This window comes from Aeromicrobium camelliae, assembly GCF_003850045.1.
Taxonomy (GTDB): Bacteria; Actinomycetota; Actinomycetes; order Propionibacteriales; family Nocardioidaceae; genus Aeromicrobium; species Aeromicrobium camelliae.
In genome coordinates this window covers 15,150-33,393 of sequence record NZ_RQJX01000020.1, presented here as the reverse complement: position 1 = coordinate 33,393, position 18,244 = coordinate 15,150, and the positions used below count along the sequence as shown (strand labels likewise).

Annotated in this window: 23 protein-coding genes; 5 read left to right on the top strand and 18 right to left on the bottom strand. The window is 70.4% G+C overall.

All coding sequences use genetic code 11. The annotated features are described in order from the left end of the window. Positions 1-108: 108 nt before the first annotated feature. The 6 genes from EHW97_RS13115 to EHW97_RS13090 are packed head-to-tail and all read right to left on the bottom strand — an operon-like array spanning position 109 to position 5,696. Positions 109-537: a CBS domain-containing protein gene (locus tag EHW97_RS13115; RefSeq protein WP_124237630.1), complete on the bottom strand. Its 429-nt coding sequence runs from the start codon at positions 535-537 to the stop codon at positions 109-111. Positions 538-593: 56 nt separating this feature from the next. After that, the gene (locus EHW97_RS13110; RefSeq protein ID WP_124237629.1) at positions 594-1,466 is read right to left on the bottom strand and encodes an inositol monophosphatase family protein; all 873 of its coding nucleotides are present in this window, start codon (positions 1,464-1,466) and stop codon (positions 594-596) included. A 50-nt stretch (positions 1,467-1,516) separates the two neighbouring features. Then, positions 1,517-2,509 carry a ribosome small subunit-dependent GTPase A gene (rsgA, locus tag EHW97_RS13105; protein ID WP_208002038.1) on the bottom strand — a complete coding sequence of 331 codons (993 nt, stop codon included), beginning with the start codon at positions 2,507-2,509 and terminating at the stop codon, positions 1,517-1,519. Next, positions 2,506-3,774, bottom strand: a complete 1,269-nt coding sequence (aroA, locus tag EHW97_RS15570; RefSeq protein WP_124237627.1) for a 3-phosphoshikimate 1-carboxyvinyltransferase — start codon at positions 3,772-3,774, stop codon at positions 2,506-2,508. Before aroA ends, rsgA begins: the two co-directional genes overlap by 4 nt. Positions 3,775-3,778: 4 nt before the next feature. Beyond that, on the bottom strand, positions 3,779-4,258 hold the full coding sequence (locus EHW97_RS13095; RefSeq protein WP_124237626.1) for a DoxX family protein: 480 nt from the start codon (positions 4,256-4,258) through the stop codon (positions 3,779-3,781). Positions 4,259-4,298: 40 nt separating this feature from the next. Beyond that, entirely contained in the window at positions 4,299-5,696 is a 1,398-nt protein-coding gene (locus EHW97_RS13090; RefSeq protein ID WP_124237625.1) for an RNA polymerase sigma factor, read from the bottom strand. 120 nt (positions 5,697-5,816) lie between these two features. Here EHW97_RS13090 and EHW97_RS13085 point away from each other — a divergent pair, with 120 nt between their 5' ends. The 5 genes from EHW97_RS13085 (at position 5,817) to EHW97_RS13065 (ending at position 8,887) form a co-directional block, all read left to right on the top strand. Continuing rightward, positions 5,817-6,533, top strand: a complete 717-nt coding sequence (locus EHW97_RS13085; protein ID WP_124237624.1) for an SOS response-associated peptidase — start codon at positions 5,817-5,819, stop codon at positions 6,531-6,533. A gap of 86 nt (positions 6,534-6,619) precedes the next feature. Then, on the top strand, positions 6,620-7,228 hold the full coding sequence (locus tag EHW97_RS13080; RefSeq protein ID WP_208002037.1) for a sigma-70 family RNA polymerase sigma factor: 609 nt from the start codon (positions 6,620-6,622) through the stop codon (positions 7,226-7,228). Continuing rightward, entirely contained in the window at positions 7,225-7,485 is a 261-nt protein-coding gene (gene rsrA, locus EHW97_RS13075) for a mycothiol system anti-sigma-R factor (RefSeq protein ID WP_124237622.1), read from the top strand. The genes EHW97_RS13080 and rsrA overlap by 4 nt, the downstream gene beginning before the upstream one ends. 38 nt (positions 7,486-7,523) lie before the next feature. After that, on the top strand, positions 7,524-8,108 hold the full coding sequence (locus EHW97_RS13070) for a DUF2238 domain-containing protein (protein ID WP_124237621.1): 585 nt from the start codon (positions 7,524-7,526) through the stop codon (positions 8,106-8,108). A 26-nt stretch (positions 8,109-8,134) separates the two neighbouring features. Then, on the top strand, positions 8,135-8,887 hold the full coding sequence (locus tag EHW97_RS13065; RefSeq protein ID WP_208002036.1) for a glycosyltransferase family A protein: 753 nt from the start codon (positions 8,135-8,137) through the stop codon (positions 8,885-8,887). Here the strand turns inward: EHW97_RS13065 and EHW97_RS13060 are convergent. The 12 genes from EHW97_RS13060 to EHW97_RS13010 all read right to left on the bottom strand — a co-directional run bounded on the left by EHW97_RS13060 (position 8,830) and on the right by EHW97_RS13010 (position 18,225). Then, positions 8,830-9,726: a prenyltransferase gene (locus EHW97_RS13060; protein ID WP_124237619.1), complete on the bottom strand. Its 897-nt coding sequence runs from the start codon at positions 9,724-9,726 to the stop codon at positions 8,830-8,832. The genes EHW97_RS13065 and EHW97_RS13060 overlap by 58 nt on opposite strands. Further along, on the bottom strand, positions 9,723-10,043 hold the full coding sequence (locus tag EHW97_RS13055) for a lycopene cyclase domain-containing protein (protein ID WP_124237618.1): 321 nt from the start codon (positions 10,041-10,043) through the stop codon (positions 9,723-9,725). The genes EHW97_RS13060 and EHW97_RS13055 overlap by 4 nt, the downstream gene beginning before the upstream one ends. After that, entirely contained in the window at positions 10,040-10,366 is a 327-nt protein-coding gene (locus EHW97_RS13050) for a lycopene cyclase domain-containing protein (protein ID WP_124237617.1), read from the bottom strand. The genes EHW97_RS13055 and EHW97_RS13050 overlap by 4 nt, the downstream gene beginning before the upstream one ends. After that, positions 10,363-11,940, bottom strand: coding sequence for a phytoene desaturase family protein (gene crtI, locus EHW97_RS13045; protein WP_124237616.1), 1,578 nt, complete (start codon positions 11,938-11,940; stop codon positions 10,363-10,365). The genes EHW97_RS13050 and crtI overlap by 4 nt, the downstream gene beginning before the upstream one ends. Next, positions 11,937-12,815, bottom strand: a complete 879-nt coding sequence (locus EHW97_RS13040; protein WP_124237615.1) for a phytoene/squalene synthase family protein — start codon at positions 12,813-12,815, stop codon at positions 11,937-11,939. The genes crtI and EHW97_RS13040 overlap by 4 nt, the downstream gene beginning before the upstream one ends. Next, positions 12,812-13,372, bottom strand: coding sequence for an isopentenyl-diphosphate Delta-isomerase (gene idi / locus EHW97_RS13035; protein ID WP_124237614.1), 561 nt, complete (start codon positions 13,370-13,372; stop codon positions 12,812-12,814). Before idi ends, EHW97_RS13040 begins: the two co-directional genes overlap by 4 nt. A gap of 111 nt (positions 13,373-13,483) precedes the next feature. After that, on the bottom strand, positions 13,484-13,687 hold the full coding sequence (locus tag EHW97_RS13030; protein WP_124237613.1) for a hypothetical protein: 204 nt from the start codon (positions 13,685-13,687) through the stop codon (positions 13,484-13,486). Between the two features lie 102 nt (positions 13,688-13,789). Beyond that, positions 13,790-13,864, bottom strand: coding sequence for a 50S ribosomal protein bL37 (locus tag EHW97_RS15985; RefSeq protein WP_378079941.1), 75 nt, complete (start codon positions 13,862-13,864; stop codon positions 13,790-13,792). A 27-nt stretch (positions 13,865-13,891) separates the two neighbouring features. After that, entirely contained in the window at positions 13,892-14,260 is a 369-nt protein-coding gene (locus tag EHW97_RS13025; RefSeq protein ID WP_124237612.1) for a thioesterase family protein, read from the bottom strand. Positions 14,261-14,270: 10 nt separating this feature from the next. After that, positions 14,271-16,028: an ABC transporter ATP-binding protein gene (locus EHW97_RS13020; RefSeq protein WP_124237611.1), complete on the bottom strand. Its 1,758-nt coding sequence runs from the start codon at positions 16,026-16,028 to the stop codon at positions 14,271-14,273. Further along, positions 16,025-17,701 (bottom strand): ABC transporter ATP-binding protein, encoded by a 1,677-nt coding sequence (locus EHW97_RS13015; protein ID WP_124237610.1) that lies wholly within the window; start codon positions 17,699-17,701, stop codon positions 16,025-16,027. The genes EHW97_RS13020 and EHW97_RS13015 overlap by 4 nt, the downstream gene beginning before the upstream one ends. Before the next feature lie 20 nt (positions 17,702-17,721). Further along, positions 17,722-18,225 carry a GNAT family N-acetyltransferase gene (locus EHW97_RS13010; protein ID WP_124237609.1) on the bottom strand — a complete coding sequence of 168 codons (504 nt, stop codon included), beginning with the start codon at positions 18,223-18,225 and terminating at the stop codon, positions 17,722-17,724. Positions 18,226-18,244 lie beyond the last annotated feature (19 nt).

Here is an 18,244-nt window from a genome sequence, read left to right as displayed (position 1 = left end):
GAGTAGTGGTCAGGCACGACGCGTGCATCGGCCTCCCGATCTCGCGTCACGTGGTCTCGATACGCCTGCTCGCAGAGCTCGCTGGTTACTCGACCAGCCAGGGAGCACTCAGCCCTGGACGTACTGTTCGAGCTGGTCGCGCTCGAACAGCAGCTGCTCCATGCGGTACTTCACGGCGTCACCGATGCTGACGAGGCCGACCAGTGCGCCGTCCTCGACGACCGGGACGTGCCGTACCCGGTACTCGGTCATCGTCGACATGAGGTCGGTCAGCGGATCGTCGAGGCGGCAGACCTGGATGTCGACGGTCATGATCGACTCCACGGTCGCCGCGCGGGGATCGGGCAGCTCGCGGAGCTTGCGGACGATGTCGCGCTCGGACACGATGCCGAGGATCGTGACCCCGTCGTCGCTGACGACGAGCGCCCCCACGTTGTGCTCGGCCAAGGCCGCGAGCAGGGCGGGCATCGTCGTGTGCGGGCTGACCGTGAAGACCCGGTCACTGCCCTTGGAGCTGAGAACGTCGCGGACACGCATGGGACACCTCCAGAGATGTCCCGAATGTAACCTGTGTCACATCAACGCGCCAGACCTCAGGAGCGACGACGCAGATCCAGGTGGCGCACGTTGTCCGTCGGATCGGGGGAGGGCTCGGGCTCGTCGTCGGGGAAGTACCCGACGAACGCCATCGCCGTGTCGTGCAGCCGACCGTTCGTGGCGAGCGCGTTGCCGCCCCAGGGGCCCGGTTCACCGGACAAACTCGTGAACCGTCCGCCGGCCTCGCGGACGATGATGTCGAGCGCGGCCATGTCCCACAGGTTGAGCTCCGGTTCGGCGGCGATGTCCACCGCCCCCTCGGCGAGCAGCATGTAGGACCAGAAGTCACCGTAGGCGCGGGTGCGCCAGGCGCGAGAGAGCAGATGCAGGAAGTCGTCACGTTTGCCGATCTGCTCCCACCCGCCGAGCGAGGCGTAGGAGATCGAGGCGGCCGACAGTTCGTTGACCTGCGACACCTGGATCTGGCGCGCGTTGAGCAGTGACTTGCCGGTGTGCGCGCCGCCGCCCTTCGAGGCCCACCAGCGGCGGCCGAGGGCGGGTGCGGAGACGCAACCCACCACGATCTCGCCGGCTTCCTCCAGTGCGATGAGGGTGCCCCACACCGGGACGCCCCGCACGAAGTTGGAGGTGCCGTCGATCGGGTCGACGATCCAGCGGCGCTCGGAGCTCCCGGTGCTGCCCTCGGTCTCGCCCTCCTCCTCGCCGAGCACGATGTCGCGACTGCGGGCGGAGGCGAGGGTGCGCCGGATCGCCGCCTCCACCGCCTGATCGGACTCCGTCACGTACGTCATGTCGGGCTTGGTGGAGACGTTCAGATCGACCGCGCCGAAACGGTCCATGCTCAGGTTGTCGGCCGAGTCGGCGAGCACGTGCGCGAGGCGCAGGTCGTCGAGATAGGGGTTGGCCATGGCCACAGCGTACGCAACCGCCGTCCGGCACCGGCTCGACGGTGGAGGACCTAGTACTCCGCGGCGGTCGCGCGGCTCGCGAGGATGCGCCGGAACGACGTGACCCGCTCGGCAGGGAGGCGTCCCTCGGCGACCGCGACGTCGAGGGCGCACTCGGGCTCCTCGACCAGATGCGTGCAGCCGCGCGGGCAGTCGAGCGCGACCTCCGCGAGATCGGGGAACGCGCGGATGATGTGGTCGGTCTCGACGTGGCGCAGGCCGAACGAGCGGATGCCCGGAGTGTCGATGATCGACCCGCCGAAGGGCAGAGCCAGCAGCTGCGCGGAGGTGGACGTGTGCCGGCCCCGCCCCGTCACCTCGTTGACGTGACTGGTCGCACGGTCGGCGTCGGGCACGAGCGCGTTGACCAGTGTCGACTTGCCAACCCCGCTGTGCCCGACGAGCACGCTGGTGTGATCGCGCAGTTCGTCGCGCACTTCATCCAGCGGTCCGCCCCGCTGGGTGACCACGACCCGGACGTCGAGCGGTCGCAGCAGGGCGAGTAGTTCGTCGGGGGAGCCGAGGTCAGCCTTGGTGAAGCACACGATGGGTTCGATGCCCGCGTCGAAGGCCGCCACGAGACAACGGTCGATGAGCCCCATCCGCGGCGGAGGGTCGGCGAGCGCCTGCACGATGACCATGCGGTCGGCGTTGGCGACGATGACGCGCTCGAGGGCTTCGTCGTCGTCCGCGGTGCGCCGCAGCACGGTGCGGCGGGGGAGGACCTCGACGATCCGCGCCAGCGTGCCTTCGCGGCCTGACAGGTCGCCCACGACGCGCACCTCGTCGCCGACCACGACGCCCTGGCGGCCGAGGGGCCTGGACTTCATCGCGGTGAACACGGTGCCGTCCTCCGCCGTGAGGGTGTACCGACCGCGATCGATCGTCACCACCCGGGCCACGGACGCTGCATCGTACGTGGGGCGGTCTTTCGTGCGCGGACGGCTGCCGCGACGACGCGGGCGCTCGAAGCGCTCGTGCTCGTCGCGTTCGCGCGGACTCACCGGGTGAACTCCGTCCAGTCCCGCGCGAACGTGGGATACGTCTTGGCCGTGGTGGCGATGTCCTCGATCTCGATCCCGGGCACGCGCAGTCCGAGCACGACGCCGGCGTGCGCCATGCGGTGGTCGGCGTAGGTGTGGAACCGTCCGGCGCGCAGTGATCGCGGATCGATGTGCAAGCCGTCGTCGGTCTCGGTGACGGCTCCGCCGAGGCCGTTGATCTCGGTCGCCAGGGCCGCGAGCCGGTCGGTCTCGTGGCCGCGTAGATGGGCGATTCCACGCAACGTGGTCGGCCCCTCGGCCAGGGCTGCGATCGCGGCCACGACGGGCGTCAGTTCGCCGACATCGTGCAGATCCAAGTCGGCGCCCTGCAGCGTGCCGGTACCGCGGAATTCGAGGGTGTCGCCGTCGCGGTGCACCTCGCCGCCGAAGGCCGGGACGAGTCGCTGCCAGGCGTCACCGGCCTGGTCGGTCTCCTCCGGCCAGTACCGCACCCGGACGCGGCCGCCGGTGACGAGTGCCGCAGCCACGTATCCGCCGGCGTTGGACAGGTCGGGTTCGATCGTCGCGTCGAGCGGGGCGATCGGACCGGGCTGGATGGTCCAGCGTCCGGGAGTCGAGTCGACCACGACCCCCCGTCGCCGCAGTTCGGTCACCGTCATGTCGATGTGCGGTTGGGACGGCAGCACGGCGCCGGTGTGGCGCAGATCGAGGCCCTCCCGGAACCGGGCGCCGACGAGCAGGAGCGCGGACACGAACTGGCTGGAGGACGACGCGTCCACCTCGACCAGGCCGCCGGTGACGCCGCCCTCGCCCATCACCGTGAACGGCAAGGTGCCGCGGTCCTCGTCCTCGACCTTCACGCCGAGAGCACGCAGGCCCGCGATCGTGCCGGCCATCGGACGCTCGCGCGCGCGGGGGTCGCCGTCGAAGGTGACGGGTGCCGAACCGAGCGCCGCCACCGGCGGGACGAACCGCATCACGGTGCCGGCCAGCCCGCAGTCGACCGTCGCCGGTTCCGTGGTGGGCTGAAGCGGATGGACGGTCCAGGAGTCGGCATCGCGCTCGATGCGGGCCCCGAGGCTCTCGAGGGCCGCGGCCATGAGCTCGGTGTCGCGCGAGACGAGTGGTTGGTGCAGTCGCGAGGTGCCGCGAGCCGCGAGCGCGGCGAGCACGAGGGCGCGGTTGGTCAGGGACTTCGATCCCGGGACGACGACCTCGGCGTCGATCGGGCGCTCACGATGGGGAGCGGGCCACCATGGCGTCAAGCCTTCAGCTCCGCAGCTCGTCGACCTGGTCGGCGATGGCGTGCCCGGCGGCCGCGACCTTCTTCTTGGCTCGGGCACCCACCCACTTCTTGTGCGGATCGGGGTCGAGTGCCGAGAGCAGCAGGCCGCCGGTCATCGACACGTTCTTCATGAAGTGGATGGTCTGGTTGCGGCGTGCGTCCGGGTCGGTCTCGTTCCAGAACTGATGCCCTGTGGCGGTGGTGGCCGGCATGGTGGCGGCGATCGCCAGCGCGCTGGCGCGCGGGAAGTGCCCGGTGGCCAGGCTGAGTCCGGCGGCGACGTGCACGGCGGCGTTGACCCGCGCGAGCGTGACCGCGTTCGCGGAGGGGATCACCTTCTGGACCTTGTCGGCCAGCGGCTGCACCTTGGGTGCCATGGCCGGGGCGTTGCGCAACGCCATCGTGCCTCCGTAGAGGAACATCGACGCGAGCATCGGGCGGGCGACGGTTCGCAAAAGGGTCATACGACATTCTTACCGCACCCTGGCCCGGTGCACGACTCGCTCAGGGGGCGCTCGGCTCTTCCGACGCGGTCCCGCCGGCCGTCTCTTCGCGCGGGGGAGGCGGAGGGCTCGCGCTTTCGGCGCCCGCCCACGGGCCGAAGTCGAAGATGTGATCACGGACGGCGGACGGATCGTCGCTCGTGTGGACGCGCGCACGGCCGGAACCCTGCGGATCCTCGACCGTGAGCGTCCCGGTCACGCTGTTGCCCGGTGCCAACGCCGTGGTGCACGTGACCGTGCGGAAGGAGGGCGTGCAGGACAGCTCCGCGCTGCTGCCGAGGAACGTGACCGCCCCGGCGAACTCGAATCGCATCATGACCGTGCGCCGGTGCGTGCCTTGTGCGGGCTCCGCGACGACCTGGAAGCGGATGTGCCGGGCCTGGTAGGTCGCACCGTTGCGCGACACGTACTCGTCGCGCGGGTCGCCGAAAGCGAAGCCGACCGACATGGCCTCCGGAACGGATGGTCCGCCCCCGGTCGTGGGGGCTGTGGGCGTCGGCGTCGGGGCGGTGTCCGACGGCGTGGGGGCCGTGTCCGGCGTCGGTGAACCAGGCTCGGCCGTAGGCGTCGGGGACACCGTGGGCTCGGCCGGGGTGTTGCCCGACGGTGGCGCGGTGTCCGTGCTGGGGGCGGGCGTCGGAGCGGGGGCAGAGGTGCGCCACGCCGGTGGGACGCTCCCGGGGCCCCATTGGGCGACGGCCAGTGCTCCGATGCTGGTGGCGAGCAGCACGGCGGCCACCGACGCGACGAACGTCGCGGGGACCCAGCGCGGTCGAGGCCGCTGGCGGCGGCGGTCGAGTGGCGGTTGGCGCAGGTAGCGCTCTCCGCCCGGGCCCAGCACGGTGCGGGCCAGCGAGGGAGCAGTGGCGAGTTCGTCGGCCGCCCACCACAACCCGAGACAGGTCGCGCACGCGTCCGCGTGCCCGGCCAGGTCGTCGAGGTGCGTGCGGGCATGGCGCGCGGAGGCATCGTCGCGCTGCCGCCGCAGGAACTCCGTGCGCCAGCGCTCCGCTGCCGCTGCCAGTTCGGAGGAGTCCACGGGGGCGTCGTCGACGACCGCCGACCAGATCAGCTCCTGCTGGCCGACGGTGAGGGACCAGAACGCCGCGCTCGCGGTGGTGGCAGGTGCCGGACTGCCGTGGCAGTCGACCGTCACCTGCAGAATCCAGGGCCGGAACGCCGCTCCGGCGGCGCCGCCGTCCAGCACGCGCCCCAGTCCTTCGACGTAGGTCGCGTTCACGAGGGTCTCGGCGCCGCGACCCCGGGTGACGATGTCGGCGAGATGCTCGACGGCGTCCCGATGCCGTTCGAAGAGTTCGGAGTACGCGGCGTGGTCGCCTCCGCGGGTCGCCTGGACGAGGCTCGCGTCGTCACGCGAGCGGGCGTCGGCGAAGGTCATGCGGGGAGCTCCTGGGTCGGCGTCCGTTCCATGGTAAGTGCCTGAGCCGCAAAAGACAGCCGCCTGCGCGTCACGGGTGTTTCGGCTGCGTCGTCACTGCCGGGTGGTAGACACATCGGTATGTGCGGTCGTTATGCCACGTCCCGGACGCCCTCCACCCTCGAGCGCGACTTCGAGGCCTCGCTGGGCGACCTTTACACCGACACGGGCGAGGACTACAACGTGGCTCCCACGAAGTCCGAACCTCTCGTCGTCGCCCGACGCGACGACGACGCGGCCGCCACCCGGCGCGAGGTCGTCACGGCCCGCTGGGGGCTCATCCCGTCCTGGGCCAAGGACCCGAGCATCGGCAACCGGCTCATCAACGCCCGATCCGAGACCGTGGGCGAGAAGCCCTCGTTCCGCAAGGCCTTCGCCCGGCGCCGCGCGCTCGTGCCTGCCGATGGGTTCTACGAGTGGTACCAGCCGCAGCCCCGTGATGGGGAGGCCAAGCCCCGAAAACAGCCCTTCTATCTCACGGGCCGTGAGGGACAGGCGCTCGCGCTGGCGGGACTCTACGAGTTCTGGAAGGACCCCGAGGGGCAGTGGGTGCTCAGCTACACCATTCTCACCACTTCGGCCGAGGGCGACGACGGTCGCATCCACGACCGCGCACCCCTGCTGGTCCCCGCCGACCTGCAGGAGGCATGGCTCGACCCCGGTCAGGAGGGCGCCGGGGTGCTCGGAGAGCTGCTGCCCGCCACTCCGGGCGTCCTCGACCTGTGGCCCGTTTCGACGGCCGTCAACAACGTGCGCAACAACGGTCGTGAACTCATCGAGCCGCTGCCGATGGAATAGCTGGGGGACGCGCATCGTTGACCACGGCGAGGAGGACATCGATGCTCGCGTGCCCGGAAAGAACCAGCCCCCTAGACTTGGTAGGGATGGCTGACGACGTAGCGCTCGACCAAGAGACCCCTGAACAGCGACAGGCGCGGTTCGAGGCCGACGCGTTGCCGTTCCTGGACCAGCTGTACTCGGCCGCCCTGCGCATGACGCGCAACCCGGCGGACGCCGAGGACCTGGTGCAGGAGACGTATGCCAAGGCCTTCACCGCGTTCCACCAGTTCAAGCCCGGCACCAACCTCAAGGCGTGGTTGTACCGGATCTTGACCAACACCTACATCAACTCCTATCGCAAGAAGCAGCGCCAGCCGCAGCAGGTCAGCGAGGAGATCGAGGACTGGCAGGTCGCCGCGGCCGAGTCACACACCTCGAGCGGGTTGAAGTCCGCGGAGATGGAGGCGCTCGAGCGCCTTCCCGACAACGACGTCAAGGAAGCGCTGCAGGCGTTGCCGGAGGATTTCCGCTATGCGGTGTACCTCGCGGACGTCGAGGGCTTCCCGTACAAGGAGATCGCCGAGATCATGGACACGCCGATCGGCACTGTCATGTCTCGGCTCCACCGCGGCCGTCGGCAGTTGCGCGAGATGCTCGCCGATTACGCGCGCCAGCGCGGCATGGCGGTGGCGAAGGCGGGTGACGAGGCATGAGCTGCGAAGGACCTGATTGCGAGAAGGCGCTCGAGCGCCTCTACCTGTTCATCGACCACGAGCTGGACAACGCCAGCTGCGATGAGATCCAGGCACACATCGACGGCTGCCAGGAATGCCTGACCGAGTTCGACCTTGAGGTGCTGGTCAAGACGCTCGTCTCGCGTTCCTGCAGCGAGGTGGCACCTCAGCCGCTGCGTGATCGCGTCCTGCTCTCGATTCGCTCGGTCCAGATCGAGATCCAGCAGGATCGCTGACCCAGCCGTCGGCGCGCGACCTCGGTAGGTTGACGCCCATGGCTGATGCGCTCGCGACCCGCGCCGGGACCGCCGGTCTCGTCCTCGCCGATGCGATCCGGGTCGCGGCTGCCGTGAGCGTCGTAGTGGGGCTGGGGTGGTTCGACGGCGTGGCGGGGGCGCTGTTCTTCCTCGTCCTCGGTGGAACCATGATTCCGCGAGCGCTCGGCGTTCCCGTCCGCCTGGATACGGCCTACAGCGCGACGCTGCTGCTGGCCGCGTGGGCCTCCGTGCTCGACTGGTACGTCCGGTTCGAGTGGCTCGATCTTGTCATCCATGCAGCAGCCACCGGGCTCGTCGCGGCCATGACGTATCTCCTGCTGGTTCGACTCGCGATGGTCGCGGCCGTCGACGAGCCGAGTCTGCCGAGGGTCCGGGCCGGCAGCGCCGTCATCGCCGCGTCGCTCGGCGTCGCGCTCGCGACGCTGTGGGAATTCGGCGAGTGGATCGGTCACACCTACCTCGACGACCGCATTCAGGTCGGGTACTCCGACACCATCGGCGATCTGGCCGCTGGAACGGCCGGTGCCCTGACCGCGGCGGTGCTGCTCGCCCGGGGCCGTTCGGCAGGTGCGCGCCGATGAACGGCGATCCGCGACCGAGTGTGTCCGTGGTGATCCCGGTTCGCGACGACGCGCTGGCGCTCGGAGCCTGCCTCGATCGATTGGCCCGGCAGACCGTGCGTCCACTCGAGATCGTGGTGGTCGACAACGCGTCGAGCGACGACACGGTCCGCGTCGCACGCGCCCGCGGCGCTCGCGTCGTGACCGAGTCGCACGTCGGTATCCCCGCAGCCGCGGCGCGGGGCTACGACGCCGTGAAAGGCGACCTCATCGTGCGGTGCGACGCCGACACCGTCCCAGGACGCCGCTGGCTCGAACGGCTCGTCGCTCCGCTGACCGCCGACCCCTCGCTCGACGCGGTGAGCGGCCTCGGCTGGTTCCACGACCTTCCGCGCGGCAGCCGTCATCTCGTCGCCGCGATCTACCTCGGCGCCTATTACGCCGCCACCCATCTCGCGCTCGGCCACACGAGCCTGTGGGGCTCGAACATGGCCTTCCGGCGAAGCAGCTGGGACGTCGCCCGCGAGGGCGTCCATCGCACCGACGCTGAGGTGCATGACGACCTCGACCTGGCGTTCGCGCTCGGGCCGGAGGCGCGGATCCGGCTCGTCCCGGTCACCGTCGGGGTATCGGCGCGCTCGTTGCGGGGGCGGAGCCAGCGACGGCGACGGCTCGACCGCGCCTGGCGCACGCTGCGGGTGAACTGGGCGGTGCGCCCGCCGTGGATCCGGTGGCGGGACCGCTACCAGCCGATCGTCGCCCAGATGAGCAACTGGGTCACGAAGAATCCCGTGAGGTAGTTGAGCCACAGGAACCGGCGCCAACCGCCGTGCGCTCGTTCGCACTCCTCGTCGCGGATCCTGGCGTAGGGGGCCACGTTGAGCAGGTACGGCACGACGAACACAGCGGCGATCGCGGCCATCGATCCGGTGGCGAGCAGGAGGAGCCCGCAGACGACGTAGCCCGTGATCGCGAGCCAGACGGTGGCCCGGGCGCCCACGGCCGTCGCGACCGATGCGATGCCGGCGTCGCGGTCCGCCCGGATGTCCTGAACGGCGCCGAAGGCGTGGGAGGCGATGCCCCAGGCGAAGAATGCTCCGAGGATCAGCCCCGCGCCGGACGGCCAGGTACCCGCGATGGCGAGCCCGAAGGCCGCCGGCCCCATGAAGTGCGTGCTCGACGTGATCGAGTCCAGTAGCGGCCGTTCCTTGACGCGCAGAACGGGCGCCGAGTAGGCGACCACCGCGACGACGACGACGGCGAGCACGGCGGACGAGGTGGTGTCGCCGAGGAGCACCAACGCGATCAGGAACGGCACGTTCGTCACCGCGGACAGCACGAGGGTGAGCCGGTGGACGCGCCGGTCCAGGACGACGCCCTCCACACCGCCCTTGCGCGGATTGCGCAGGTCTGACTCGTAGTCGAAGACGTCGTTGACCCCGTACATGAGCAGGTTGTACGGGACGAGGAAGTAGAGCGTGCCGAGCCAGAACGCGGCATCGAGCCCGCCGCCCGCGAGCAGGTAGGCCGCGCCGAACGGGTAGGCCGTGTTGATCCAGCTGAGCGGTCGCGACGTGCCGATGACCTGGCGCAGGGGTGACGGGCGGGGATCGTGCCGATGAAGGGCGGCGGCCGTCATGTGCGAACCTCGTCGACAGGAGAGCGGCTGAGAAGCAGCGAGAGCCCGGGCAGTCCGAGCGCGGCGGCGAGCGGCCAGGCGAAATCCTCGATGGGCGCGAGCCCCACGGCAATGCCCGAGATCTGGTCGTCCTGGTAGCGGAAGAGGTCGACGGCGATCATCAGATTGTCGAAGACGGCCGTGAGCAGGAGGAGCGCGACGAGAGTCGTTCCGGTCGCCATCCACCAATCACGGTTCGGCCGCCGGAGCAGTACCGCGGCGGTCAGGACGGCGACGCTGACCCCGACGAACGGGAGGGCGAGCCCGAGGTAGGTCATGGGCGTACCTCGCGCCGGGCGATCACCATCGAGAACAACCTGTGGAGCACCATCGTCAGGTAGCAGAGGAAGACGATGAAGAAGAGCTCCTCCAACGGCAGCTCGGGGGCGACTTCGATGCCGGTCATCGCCGGAGATTCCCCTCGCTGATAGATGCCGAGCGCGATGGCGACGAGATCCCAGATGAGGAACAGCAGTCCGCCGGCGGCCACGATGGCCACCGCGCGCCCCGGACGATCGAAGAGGAACAACCGCCAGCGGCGGTCGACCAGTCCCATGCAGAAGGTCGACCCGAGGATCGACAACAGGTACAGCCAGCTCATCGGTGCACTCCCGCCGCGAGTGGTTCGCGAAGGGGACCGGTGCTGCGGTCGCCGCGCAGCCGCTTGAGCACCAGTTCGGCGCTGATGAGACACATCGGCAACCCGATGCCGGGGATCGTGCTCGACCCGGCGTAGAGCAGCCCGTCCACGCGCCGCGACGCGTTGCCGGCACGGAGGAACGCACTCTGGGTGAGGGTGTGCCCGGGGCCGAGCGCTCCACCTCGCCACGCGTGGAGACCGGCGGCGAAATCGCGGGGGCCGACGGTGCGCCGCAGCACGATCCGGTCAGCGAGGTCGGGGATGCCGGCCCACGTGGCGATCTGGTCGATCACGGCGTCGGCGACTTTCTCCACCATGGGATCCCCGGTGCCGTCGCGCCCGCCGCGACCGATGGCAGGGTCGGCGGGCACCGGAACCAGCACGAAGACGTTCTCCGCGCCGTCAGGCGCGACCGACGGATCGGTCGCCGAAGGGCGGCACACATAGGCGGACGCCGGCTCCGGCACCTGCGTGGGTGCGGAGAAGATGGCGCGGAAGTTGCGGTCCCAGTCGGCGGTGAAGAACAGCGAGTGATGCGCGAGCTGTGGAAGTTCACCGCGGACGCCGAGATGGACGAGCACGGCCCCGGGACCCGGGTCGCGTCTGCCCCACCAGGTCTCGGGATAGGTCTGCAGATCCCGCGGCAGCAGCTCGGTCTCCACGTGATGGAGGTCGGTGGCGGCGACGACGACGTCCGCGGTCAGAACCGTTGTTCGGTCGCCGGAGGCGACCTCGGCTCCTGTGACCCGGGGACGTCGCCCCGATCGGTCGATCCGGAGGGTGGTCACCTCGGTGGAGGTGTGGATGCGGACCCCGGCGTCGCGTGCGAGGCGGGCGACCGCATCGATCAGCGCGCCGAATCCACCCTGCGGGTAGTAGACGCCGTCGGCCAGGTCCATCCAGCTCATCAGGTGGTACAGGCTCGGCGCGCGATCCGGCGACGTGCCCAGGAAGACCGCGGGATAACCGAGGATCTGGCGCAGGCGCTGGTCGGTGAAGCGTGCCGCGACATGACGACCGAGAGAGCGCGTCAGCAGAACCGCCAGGCGCGGAACGCGACGGATGACGTCGGGCGTGAGCACCGACGTCGTCCTCTCGAAGGTGCTGTAGAGGAAGCGGCGCACGGCGAGCTGGTACGCCTCCTCAGCGGACTCGAGGTAACGCTCGAGCGCGACGTCCGCGCCGTTCTCGATCGACCCGAAGAGCGCGACGTTACGGGCCCGATCGGCATGGATCTCGACGTAGTCGTCGTAGTGCTCGAAGAAGACGCGGTAGCCGGGGTCGAGCCGGATGAGGTCGAGTTGATCGTGCAGGCTCGTGCCGAGAAGCCGGAAGAAGTGGTCGAACACCTCGGGCATGAGCAACCATGAGGGCCCCGCGTCGAAGACGAACCCGTCGTCCTCCCAGACGGCGGCTCTGCCCCCCAGCCGGTCGGCCTGCTCGACCAGGTCGACGTCCCAGCCGTCGTGGGCCAGGAGCGCGGCCGACGCCAGGCCGGAGACGCCGCCGCCGATCACGATCGCGCGTCTACTCACGCGTCCCCTCTCACGAGGGCGCCCGTGAGGACCCGCAGCTTGGCCGGAGCCGGGACACGGATGCGGCGCCGCGAGATCTCGGCGGCAGGGGTCCTGCGTAACCGGGCGGACAACTCGGCGAACAGTCCGTGAGCGACCTGGACGGCCCGGCGGCTGTTCGCCGGAAGGCCGCGGATGGCCGCTGCGGCGACCTCGAGGTCGCCGTCGATGTCGTCGAGCAGGACGTCGCGCTGAGTATCGGTCAAGGTCTCTGGATCGATGCCGGGGAAGTAGTGCCGGCCGAGATCGTGGTGGTCCTCGGCGAGATCGCGCAGGAAGTTGACCTTCTGGAACGCCGCTCCCAAGCGACGCGCTCCGGGAGCGAGCGCCTCGTAACGGCCGCCGGGACGTCCCACGAGGAAGGTGCGCAGGCACATGAGGCCCACCACTTCGGCCGACCCGTACACGTACCTGGCGAAACTCTCCACGTCGTGTTCCTCGCGGTCCAGATCCATCCGCATCGAGGCGAAGAACGGTGCGATGAGCTCGGGCTCGATCGCGCACGTGCGGGCCGTTCGCGCGAAGGCGTGCACGACGAGATTGGCGCTGTGGCCGTCACGCAGCGCGCCGGCGACGTCGGCCTCGAGTGCATCGAGCAACCGGTGCTGTCCGGTGCGGTCGTGTGGACGGGGAGCGTCGACGATCTCGTCGGCGACGCGCACCAGGGCGTAGACGTTGCGGACGTGGGTTCTCGTCGGTTCGCTGAGAAGGCGACTGGCGACGCCGAAGGACGTCGAGTACCGCTTGATGACGAGCGCGGCGCTGGCCTCCGCGACGGAGTCGTAGAGGGCGGCAGGACTGCTCGGAGGAGCCGTGCGGAAGGCGAAGAGGCTCATGGCCGGGCCCCGAGCATGCTGGCGTTCCAGCAGCCTGCCGCCTCGATCTCCTCGAACTGCGACACGAGCCACGGGCTCAGGGCCCACGAGGCGACGCCCACCGCGACGCGGAGGTCGGCCAGCGGCACCCACCGCGACTCGAGCACCTCGGCGGCGACGGGGCGCACCGGACCGTCCAGTCTGGCCAGGTAGACGGGGCAGAACTCGTTCTCGACCACGCCGCTCGGGTCGACCGCCCGATACCGGAACTCCGGCAGGAGGCAACGGAGGTCACGCACCGTCGTGCCGAGTTCCCGGTCGGCATACCGCACGACGGCGTCGTCGATCGCTTCGCCGGGTCGCGGATGCCCGCAGAAGGAGTTGGTCCACACGCCAGGCCATGTGCGCTTCTCCATGGCGCGACGGGTGAGGAGCACGCGGTCCTCGTCGTCGAGGAGGTAACAGGAGAACGCGAGATGCAGCGGGGTGTGGCGACTATGCACCGTCGTTCGGGGCGCGGTGCCCGAGGGGCGAGCGTCCTGATCGAGCAGGACGACGAGATCGGCTGAGTCTTCCATCGGCTCCCTCGATCCGTGAGTGACGAACGTCAGCAGCGCAGCGACGTCTATAGCGAACCTAACAACTTTCCGAGGTCCCGCCACTCGAGGAAAGTAGGTCGCGACCGGCCGTCATCGCGGCCCAGACCGCCTGTCGACCGCCTCGGCGAGGACGAGGTACAGCCAGATGCCGAGTGTGACGACGGCGCCCGTCCAGCCCACCACCACGGCGGCGTCAGCGTCAGCGAAGATCGCGAGCATCATCAGAATCGCCACGGTCGCACCGAGGGCGACGTGCCGCCCGCCGCCCGGCCGGATGCGGGGCACCGTTCCCATGCGTCTCACCTCCCACCGGCGAGGCTAGACGGCGGTCGACTCGAAGAAAAGCGAAAGCCCCATCCGGCCGGATGGGGCTTCGAGCTGTGTCGAACCGACGGCTCAGGCGTTGGGGCGCTTGCCGTGGTTCGAGTTCTTCTTGCGACGTGCGCGGCGCTTGCGTCCGGTCTTGCCCATGAGGTCCTCCTGGTGACGATTCGGCGTCTAGTCTCCCACACCGGGCACGCGAGCGAGGAATCGCTCCCGGTCCACGACGATCCGGCGGATCTCGCCGCTCGCGACGAGGGTGCCGCGGTCGTCGTGCGCCGCGACCTGGAAGCGGTGCAGGCGCCCGTCCTGGTGGGCCAGCGACGCGGTCGCCGTGATCGTCGCACCCACGGGGCTGGGCGCTCGGTGATCGATCTCGATGCGCGTGCCGACACTGGTCTGCTCGGGAGGGAGGTCGAGCACCGCGCACGTGGCCTCCTCGAGCCAGGCGACGACGACCGGCGTGCCGAGCACCTCCAGGTCACCGCTCCCGACCGCGCGGGCGGTGTGCTCGGAACCGACGACGTGGGTGACGGTGGCAGCCATGGCGGTCACCTTACAAGGGATCGGATGTGCTCCACGCGGACCACAACTGTGCGTACCGCCCGCCATGGTCCACGAGGGCGTCGTGGGTGCCTTCCTCGACGATCCGGCCGTTCTCCATGACGAGGATGCGGTCGGCATGACGAGCCTGGCTGAGCCGGTGAGCCACGATGAGCGCCGAACGGCCCTCGAGCACGGCTTCGGCCGCGAGATCGAGGTCGCGAGCGCCGCTGGAGCCGGCCTCCGCCGTCGCCTCGTCCAGGACGACGATCGCCGGATCGTGGGCCGCGACGCGCGCGAGAGCCAGCTGTTGTCCCTGGGCGGACGACAGCGGATGCCCCAGATGCCCGACGCGGGTGTCGAGTCCGGCGGGGAGGGCGGTCACCCAGCCCTCGCAGCGAGCGACGCGCAACGCCGCCCAGACCTCGTCGTCACCGAGGTCGGGACGGCCCATCGTCACGTTCTCCCGCACGCTCGTCGCGAACACGTGAACCTCTTGCGAGACCAGGGCCACCGCCCGACGCAGATCGACCGGACCGATGGCGGCGTACGGGTGCCCGTCGATCATCACGTCGCCGCGCGTGGCGCCGACGTGGCCGGCGACGATCGAGGCCAGCGTGGTCTTGCCGGCGCCGGTCGACCCCACGACGGCGACGCGCTCGCCCGGGGCGATGGTCAGGTCGACGTCGCGCACGACGTCGGGACCGTCGCCGTAGCGGTGGCTGACGCCGGCGAGCCGGATGACGGGTCGCCTGAACACGATGTCGGTCGAGGGCCGGGGGCGAGGGAGCTCCAGTACTCCGGCGAGCCGCGCGAGTGACGCGCCCGAGGCCTGGATCTGGTCGAAGATCAGCAGGACCGCCCCGATCGGGTTGAACAAGCGGTGGAAGTACAACGCGGCTGCGGTGGCAGCGCCCACGGTGACCGCACCGTCACGTACGAGGAGGAAGCCCGTCACGAGGACGGCGGTCAGACCGACCCATTCGGCGAGGTTGATGCGGCCGAACAAGCGGGTGAGCAGCGCGTAGACGTCGACGGCTTGCACGAGGGCGGCGCGGGAGTGGTGGTCGATGCGCTCACGGGCGAGGTGGTGACGCCCGAGAGCGCGCAGGGTCGGCGCCCCATGGATGCCGGCCATGAGGGCCTCCGCCCGTTCGCCCTGCGCGATGCGTTCGCGCCGGTAGTAGGGCGCGGATCGGGGGAGGTACCACCGCAGTGCGATGAGGTAGAACGGCGCGGCGGCGAGCCCCGCCAGGGCCAGGCGCCAGTCGAGGACGAGCAGCCCGACCGCGGTGAAGACGATCGCGACCGCGGCCCGGACGAACTCGGGCAGCGCGTTGTCGAGCGACTCGCTGATCGTGCGGACGTCGTCACCGACGCGCGACATGACGTCGCCGGTCCCGGCTTCCTCCAGTCGCTCGGCATCCTGGTGAAGCGCCCGTTCCAGCACGTCCTCGCGGAGTTGCGCGAGCGCCGGATTGGCGGCCCGCGCGAGCAGCGCGGCCGACGCCGCAGTCGCGACGCCACCCACGAGCGCCGACACCATGATGACGCCGGCGAGGGTCAGAACCTCGCCGGTCGAACCGGTGCCGTCCTGCACGACGTCGACGATGGCGCCGAGGACGTAGGGCGGCACGATGCCGCTGAGGCCGACGACGGCGAACAGCACCACGCTGGCGACGAGGGGGCGACGATGGCGCCGCAGCAGTGTCCACGCACGGCGGGTCGTCGTCGCCGTGTCGGCGATCGGCAAGATGGCCCGTGTCGTCACCGTGCGACCCTCCGGGCGTAGTCCGCATCGCGGCGCAGCAACTCGCGATGCTGACCGCGGTCGACGACCTGCCCGTCCCTGACGACGACGACACGATCGGCGACGTCGAGCAGGGCGGGACTCGCCGTGAGGACGAGCGTCGCGTGGGCGCGTCGCGCCTCGCGCAGCCCGGTCGCGATCCGCTGCTCGGTCACCGCGTCGACAGCGCTCGTCGGCTCGTGGAGCACGAGGATCGGTCGGTCCTCGGCCAACGCCCGGGCCAAGGTCAGCCGCTGGCGCTGGCCGCCCGACAACGTCCCGCCGCCGGCGCGAATCCGGTGGTCGAGCCCTTCGGCGTGGGCGGCGATGACGTCCGTGCTGGCCGAGGCCACGAGGAGGGCCGTCAGCTGCTCGTCGGAGAGGTCGCGCCGCGGATCGATCGCGTCGTGGATGGTCCCCTCGAACAAGTCGGCGTGGTGGTCGTTGACCAGCATGGCCGCCCGGCGAGCGGCGAGGGTCAGGTCCTGCAGCGGGTGCGCCCCGAGCAGCACGCGACCCTGATCGGGCCGGAGTGTGCCGTAGAGGAGACGCATGAGGGCATCGTCGACGTGAGGGGCGTCGGCGACGAGGGCCACCAACTCACCGCGTCCCACCTCGAGGTCCAGACCCTTCAGCGGCCCGGCGGCGACGCCTTCGAACCGGAGGGTGCGTGGGGGCGAGTCGGGTGTCAGCGGGCCACCCTCGACGAGAGCAGGGGTATGGAGGAACCGGCTGATGCGCCGACCGGAAGCGAGGGACGCGGCGGCCTGGGCGGTGAGTTCGCCCAGCGCGAGGATCGGTTCGGCGAGGTACTGCGCGACCCCGACGATCGCGATGAACTGGCCGAGGGTGATGGCGCCGTCGAGCGCTCGGACGCCTGCCACGGCAGCGACGACGCCGAGGAACAGCACACTCAGCCCCGAGCTCACACCGGCCAGGACGCCCCAGGCGCGGGCCATGGTGATGCTCGCGCGTTGCGCAGCCTGACTCGCGTCGCGGTAACGACCGATCGCGATGTCCTCGGCGCCGACGCCCTTGAGCGGCCGCAATCCGGCCATCAGATCGCTCGCCACACCCGAGGCCCGCGCGACGGTCTCCTGCTGCGCCTCCGTGCGGCGGGCGACCATCGGCGCCAGCAGTTGGGTGACGCCGACGACGAGCGGCATCCCCACCAGCACGAGGGCTGCCACGACCCAGTCGGTGACGAGCAGGTAACCGCCGATCGCGAGGACGGCGACGAGCGAGCCGAGGGCGAAGCCCAGCTGCCGCACGACCATCCCGGTCATGTCGGCGTCAGCGGTCGCGAGAGACAGCACCTCGCCGGGCAACTCGTCGGTGTCGGCTCCGCGTGGGTCGAGCACGTGCCCGGCGATCTCGGAGCGCAGCGCGTGGGACTCCTCCTGGATGCTGCGCAAGCCGAGCCGCCCGCCGAAGCGGTAGGCGAGGCTGAAGCCGGCCATGAGGGTGGCGAGGACGAGCAACCAGAACAGGAAGGCTCGCGTGTCGCCGGTGGCGACGCCGTGATCGACCACCATGCCGATGACGACGGGCGTCATCGCCTCGCCCAACTGCCACGCGATGAGCAGCGGGAAACCGAGAAGCAGCCGACGGCGCTGGCGCCAGATCGTGCGCCGCAGCATCCCCGAGCCGCTCACGGGCGCGCGCGTCGACGCCGTCACAGTTCGCGGCAGAAGGCCAGGAGCACGAGGTCGGGTGCGTCGTCGGGTACCCAGTCGCGCTCAGGCACGCGCCGGAAACCCATCGACTCGTAGAGCCGGTGCGCTTTGGTCATCTCGGTGAGCGAGCACAACCAGATGCGGGCCAGGCCGAGCTCGCGGCCGCGCCGCAGGCAAGCCTCGACGAGGGCGCGCGCTGCGCCCCGGCCGCGATGCGCCGGGTCGACGGCCAGCGCGCGGAACTCGCCCTCGTCGTCGGTTCGGGCCACCTCGCGATGAGGGGAACCGGGCGGACACCACGTCACGGCGCCGAGCACCGTGTCGCCCGCCGTGGCGACCAGGACGCCTCCCGCGCGTCCTGCCGTGTCACCCAGCCAGTCGCCGTAGTCGTCGCCGGGTTCCAGATGCCCGTCCGCGAGATAGGCGGCGACCGTGAGCCTGCCGGCGTCACGCAGCTCGGCGGCGTCGGGCGACCGCACCTCGATCGTGATCACGTCGATCATCGTGGCACGGTGCACCCAC

What these genes read in the sequence shown, in the direction of transcription:
- EHW97_RS13090 (WP_124237625.1), bottom strand. Translation starts at nt 5,696, where the DNA reads ATGACCTTCGCCGACGCCCGCTCGCGTGACGACGCGAGCCTCGTCCAG.
- EHW97_RS13040 (WP_124237615.1), bottom strand. Translation starts at nt 12,815, where the DNA reads ATGAGCCTCTTCGCCTTCCGCACGGCTCCTCCGAGCAGTCCTGCCGCC.
- EHW97_RS13070 (WP_124237621.1), top strand. Translation starts at nt 7,524, where the DNA reads ATGGCTGATGCGCTCGCGACCCGCGCCGGGACCGCCGGTCTCGTCCTC.
- EHW97_RS13010 (WP_124237609.1), bottom strand. Translation starts at nt 18,225, where the DNA reads ATGATCGACGTGATCACGATCGAGGTGCGGTCGCCCGACGCCGCCGAG.
- EHW97_RS13115 (WP_124237630.1), bottom strand. Translation starts at nt 537, where the DNA reads ATGCGTGTCCGCGACGTTCTCAGCTCCAAGGGCAGTGACCGGGTCTTC.
- EHW97_RS13060 (WP_124237619.1), bottom strand. Translation starts at nt 9,726, where the DNA reads ATGACGGCCGCCGCCCTTCATCGGCACGATCCCCGCCCGTCACCCCTG.
- EHW97_RS13095 (WP_124237626.1), bottom strand. Translation starts at nt 4,258, where the DNA reads ATGACCCTTTTGCGAACCGTCGCCCGCCCGATGCTCGCGTCGATGTTC.
- EHW97_RS13080 (WP_208002037.1), top strand. Translation starts at nt 6,620, where the DNA reads ATGGCTGACGACGTAGCGCTCGACCAAGAGACCCCTGAACAGCGACAG.
- EHW97_RS13055 (WP_124237618.1), bottom strand. Translation starts at nt 10,043, where the DNA reads ATGACCTACCTCGGGCTCGCCCTCCCGTTCGTCGGGGTCAGCGTCGCC.
- EHW97_RS13085 (WP_124237624.1), top strand. Translation starts at nt 5,817, where the DNA reads ATGTGCGGTCGTTATGCCACGTCCCGGACGCCCTCCACCCTCGAGCGC.
- rsrA (WP_124237622.1), top strand. Translation starts at nt 7,225, where the DNA reads ATGAGCTGCGAAGGACCTGATTGCGAGAAGGCGCTCGAGCGCCTCTAC.
- idi (WP_124237614.1), bottom strand. Translation starts at nt 13,372, where the DNA reads ATGGAAGACTCAGCCGATCTCGTCGTCCTGCTCGATCAGGACGCTCGC.
- EHW97_RS13110 (WP_124237629.1), bottom strand. Translation starts at nt 1,466, where the DNA reads ATGGCCAACCCCTATCTCGACGACCTGCGCCTCGCGCACGTGCTCGCC.
- EHW97_RS13030 (WP_124237613.1), bottom strand. Translation starts at nt 13,687, where the DNA reads ATGGGAACGGTGCCCCGCATCCGGCCGGGCGGCGGGCGGCACGTCGCC.
- EHW97_RS13025 (WP_124237612.1), bottom strand. Translation starts at nt 14,260, where the DNA reads ATGGCTGCCACCGTCACCCACGTCGTCGGTTCCGAGCACACCGCCCGC.
- EHW97_RS13050 (WP_124237617.1), bottom strand. Translation starts at nt 10,366, where the DNA reads ATGAGCTGGCTGTACCTGTTGTCGATCCTCGGGTCGACCTTCTGCATG.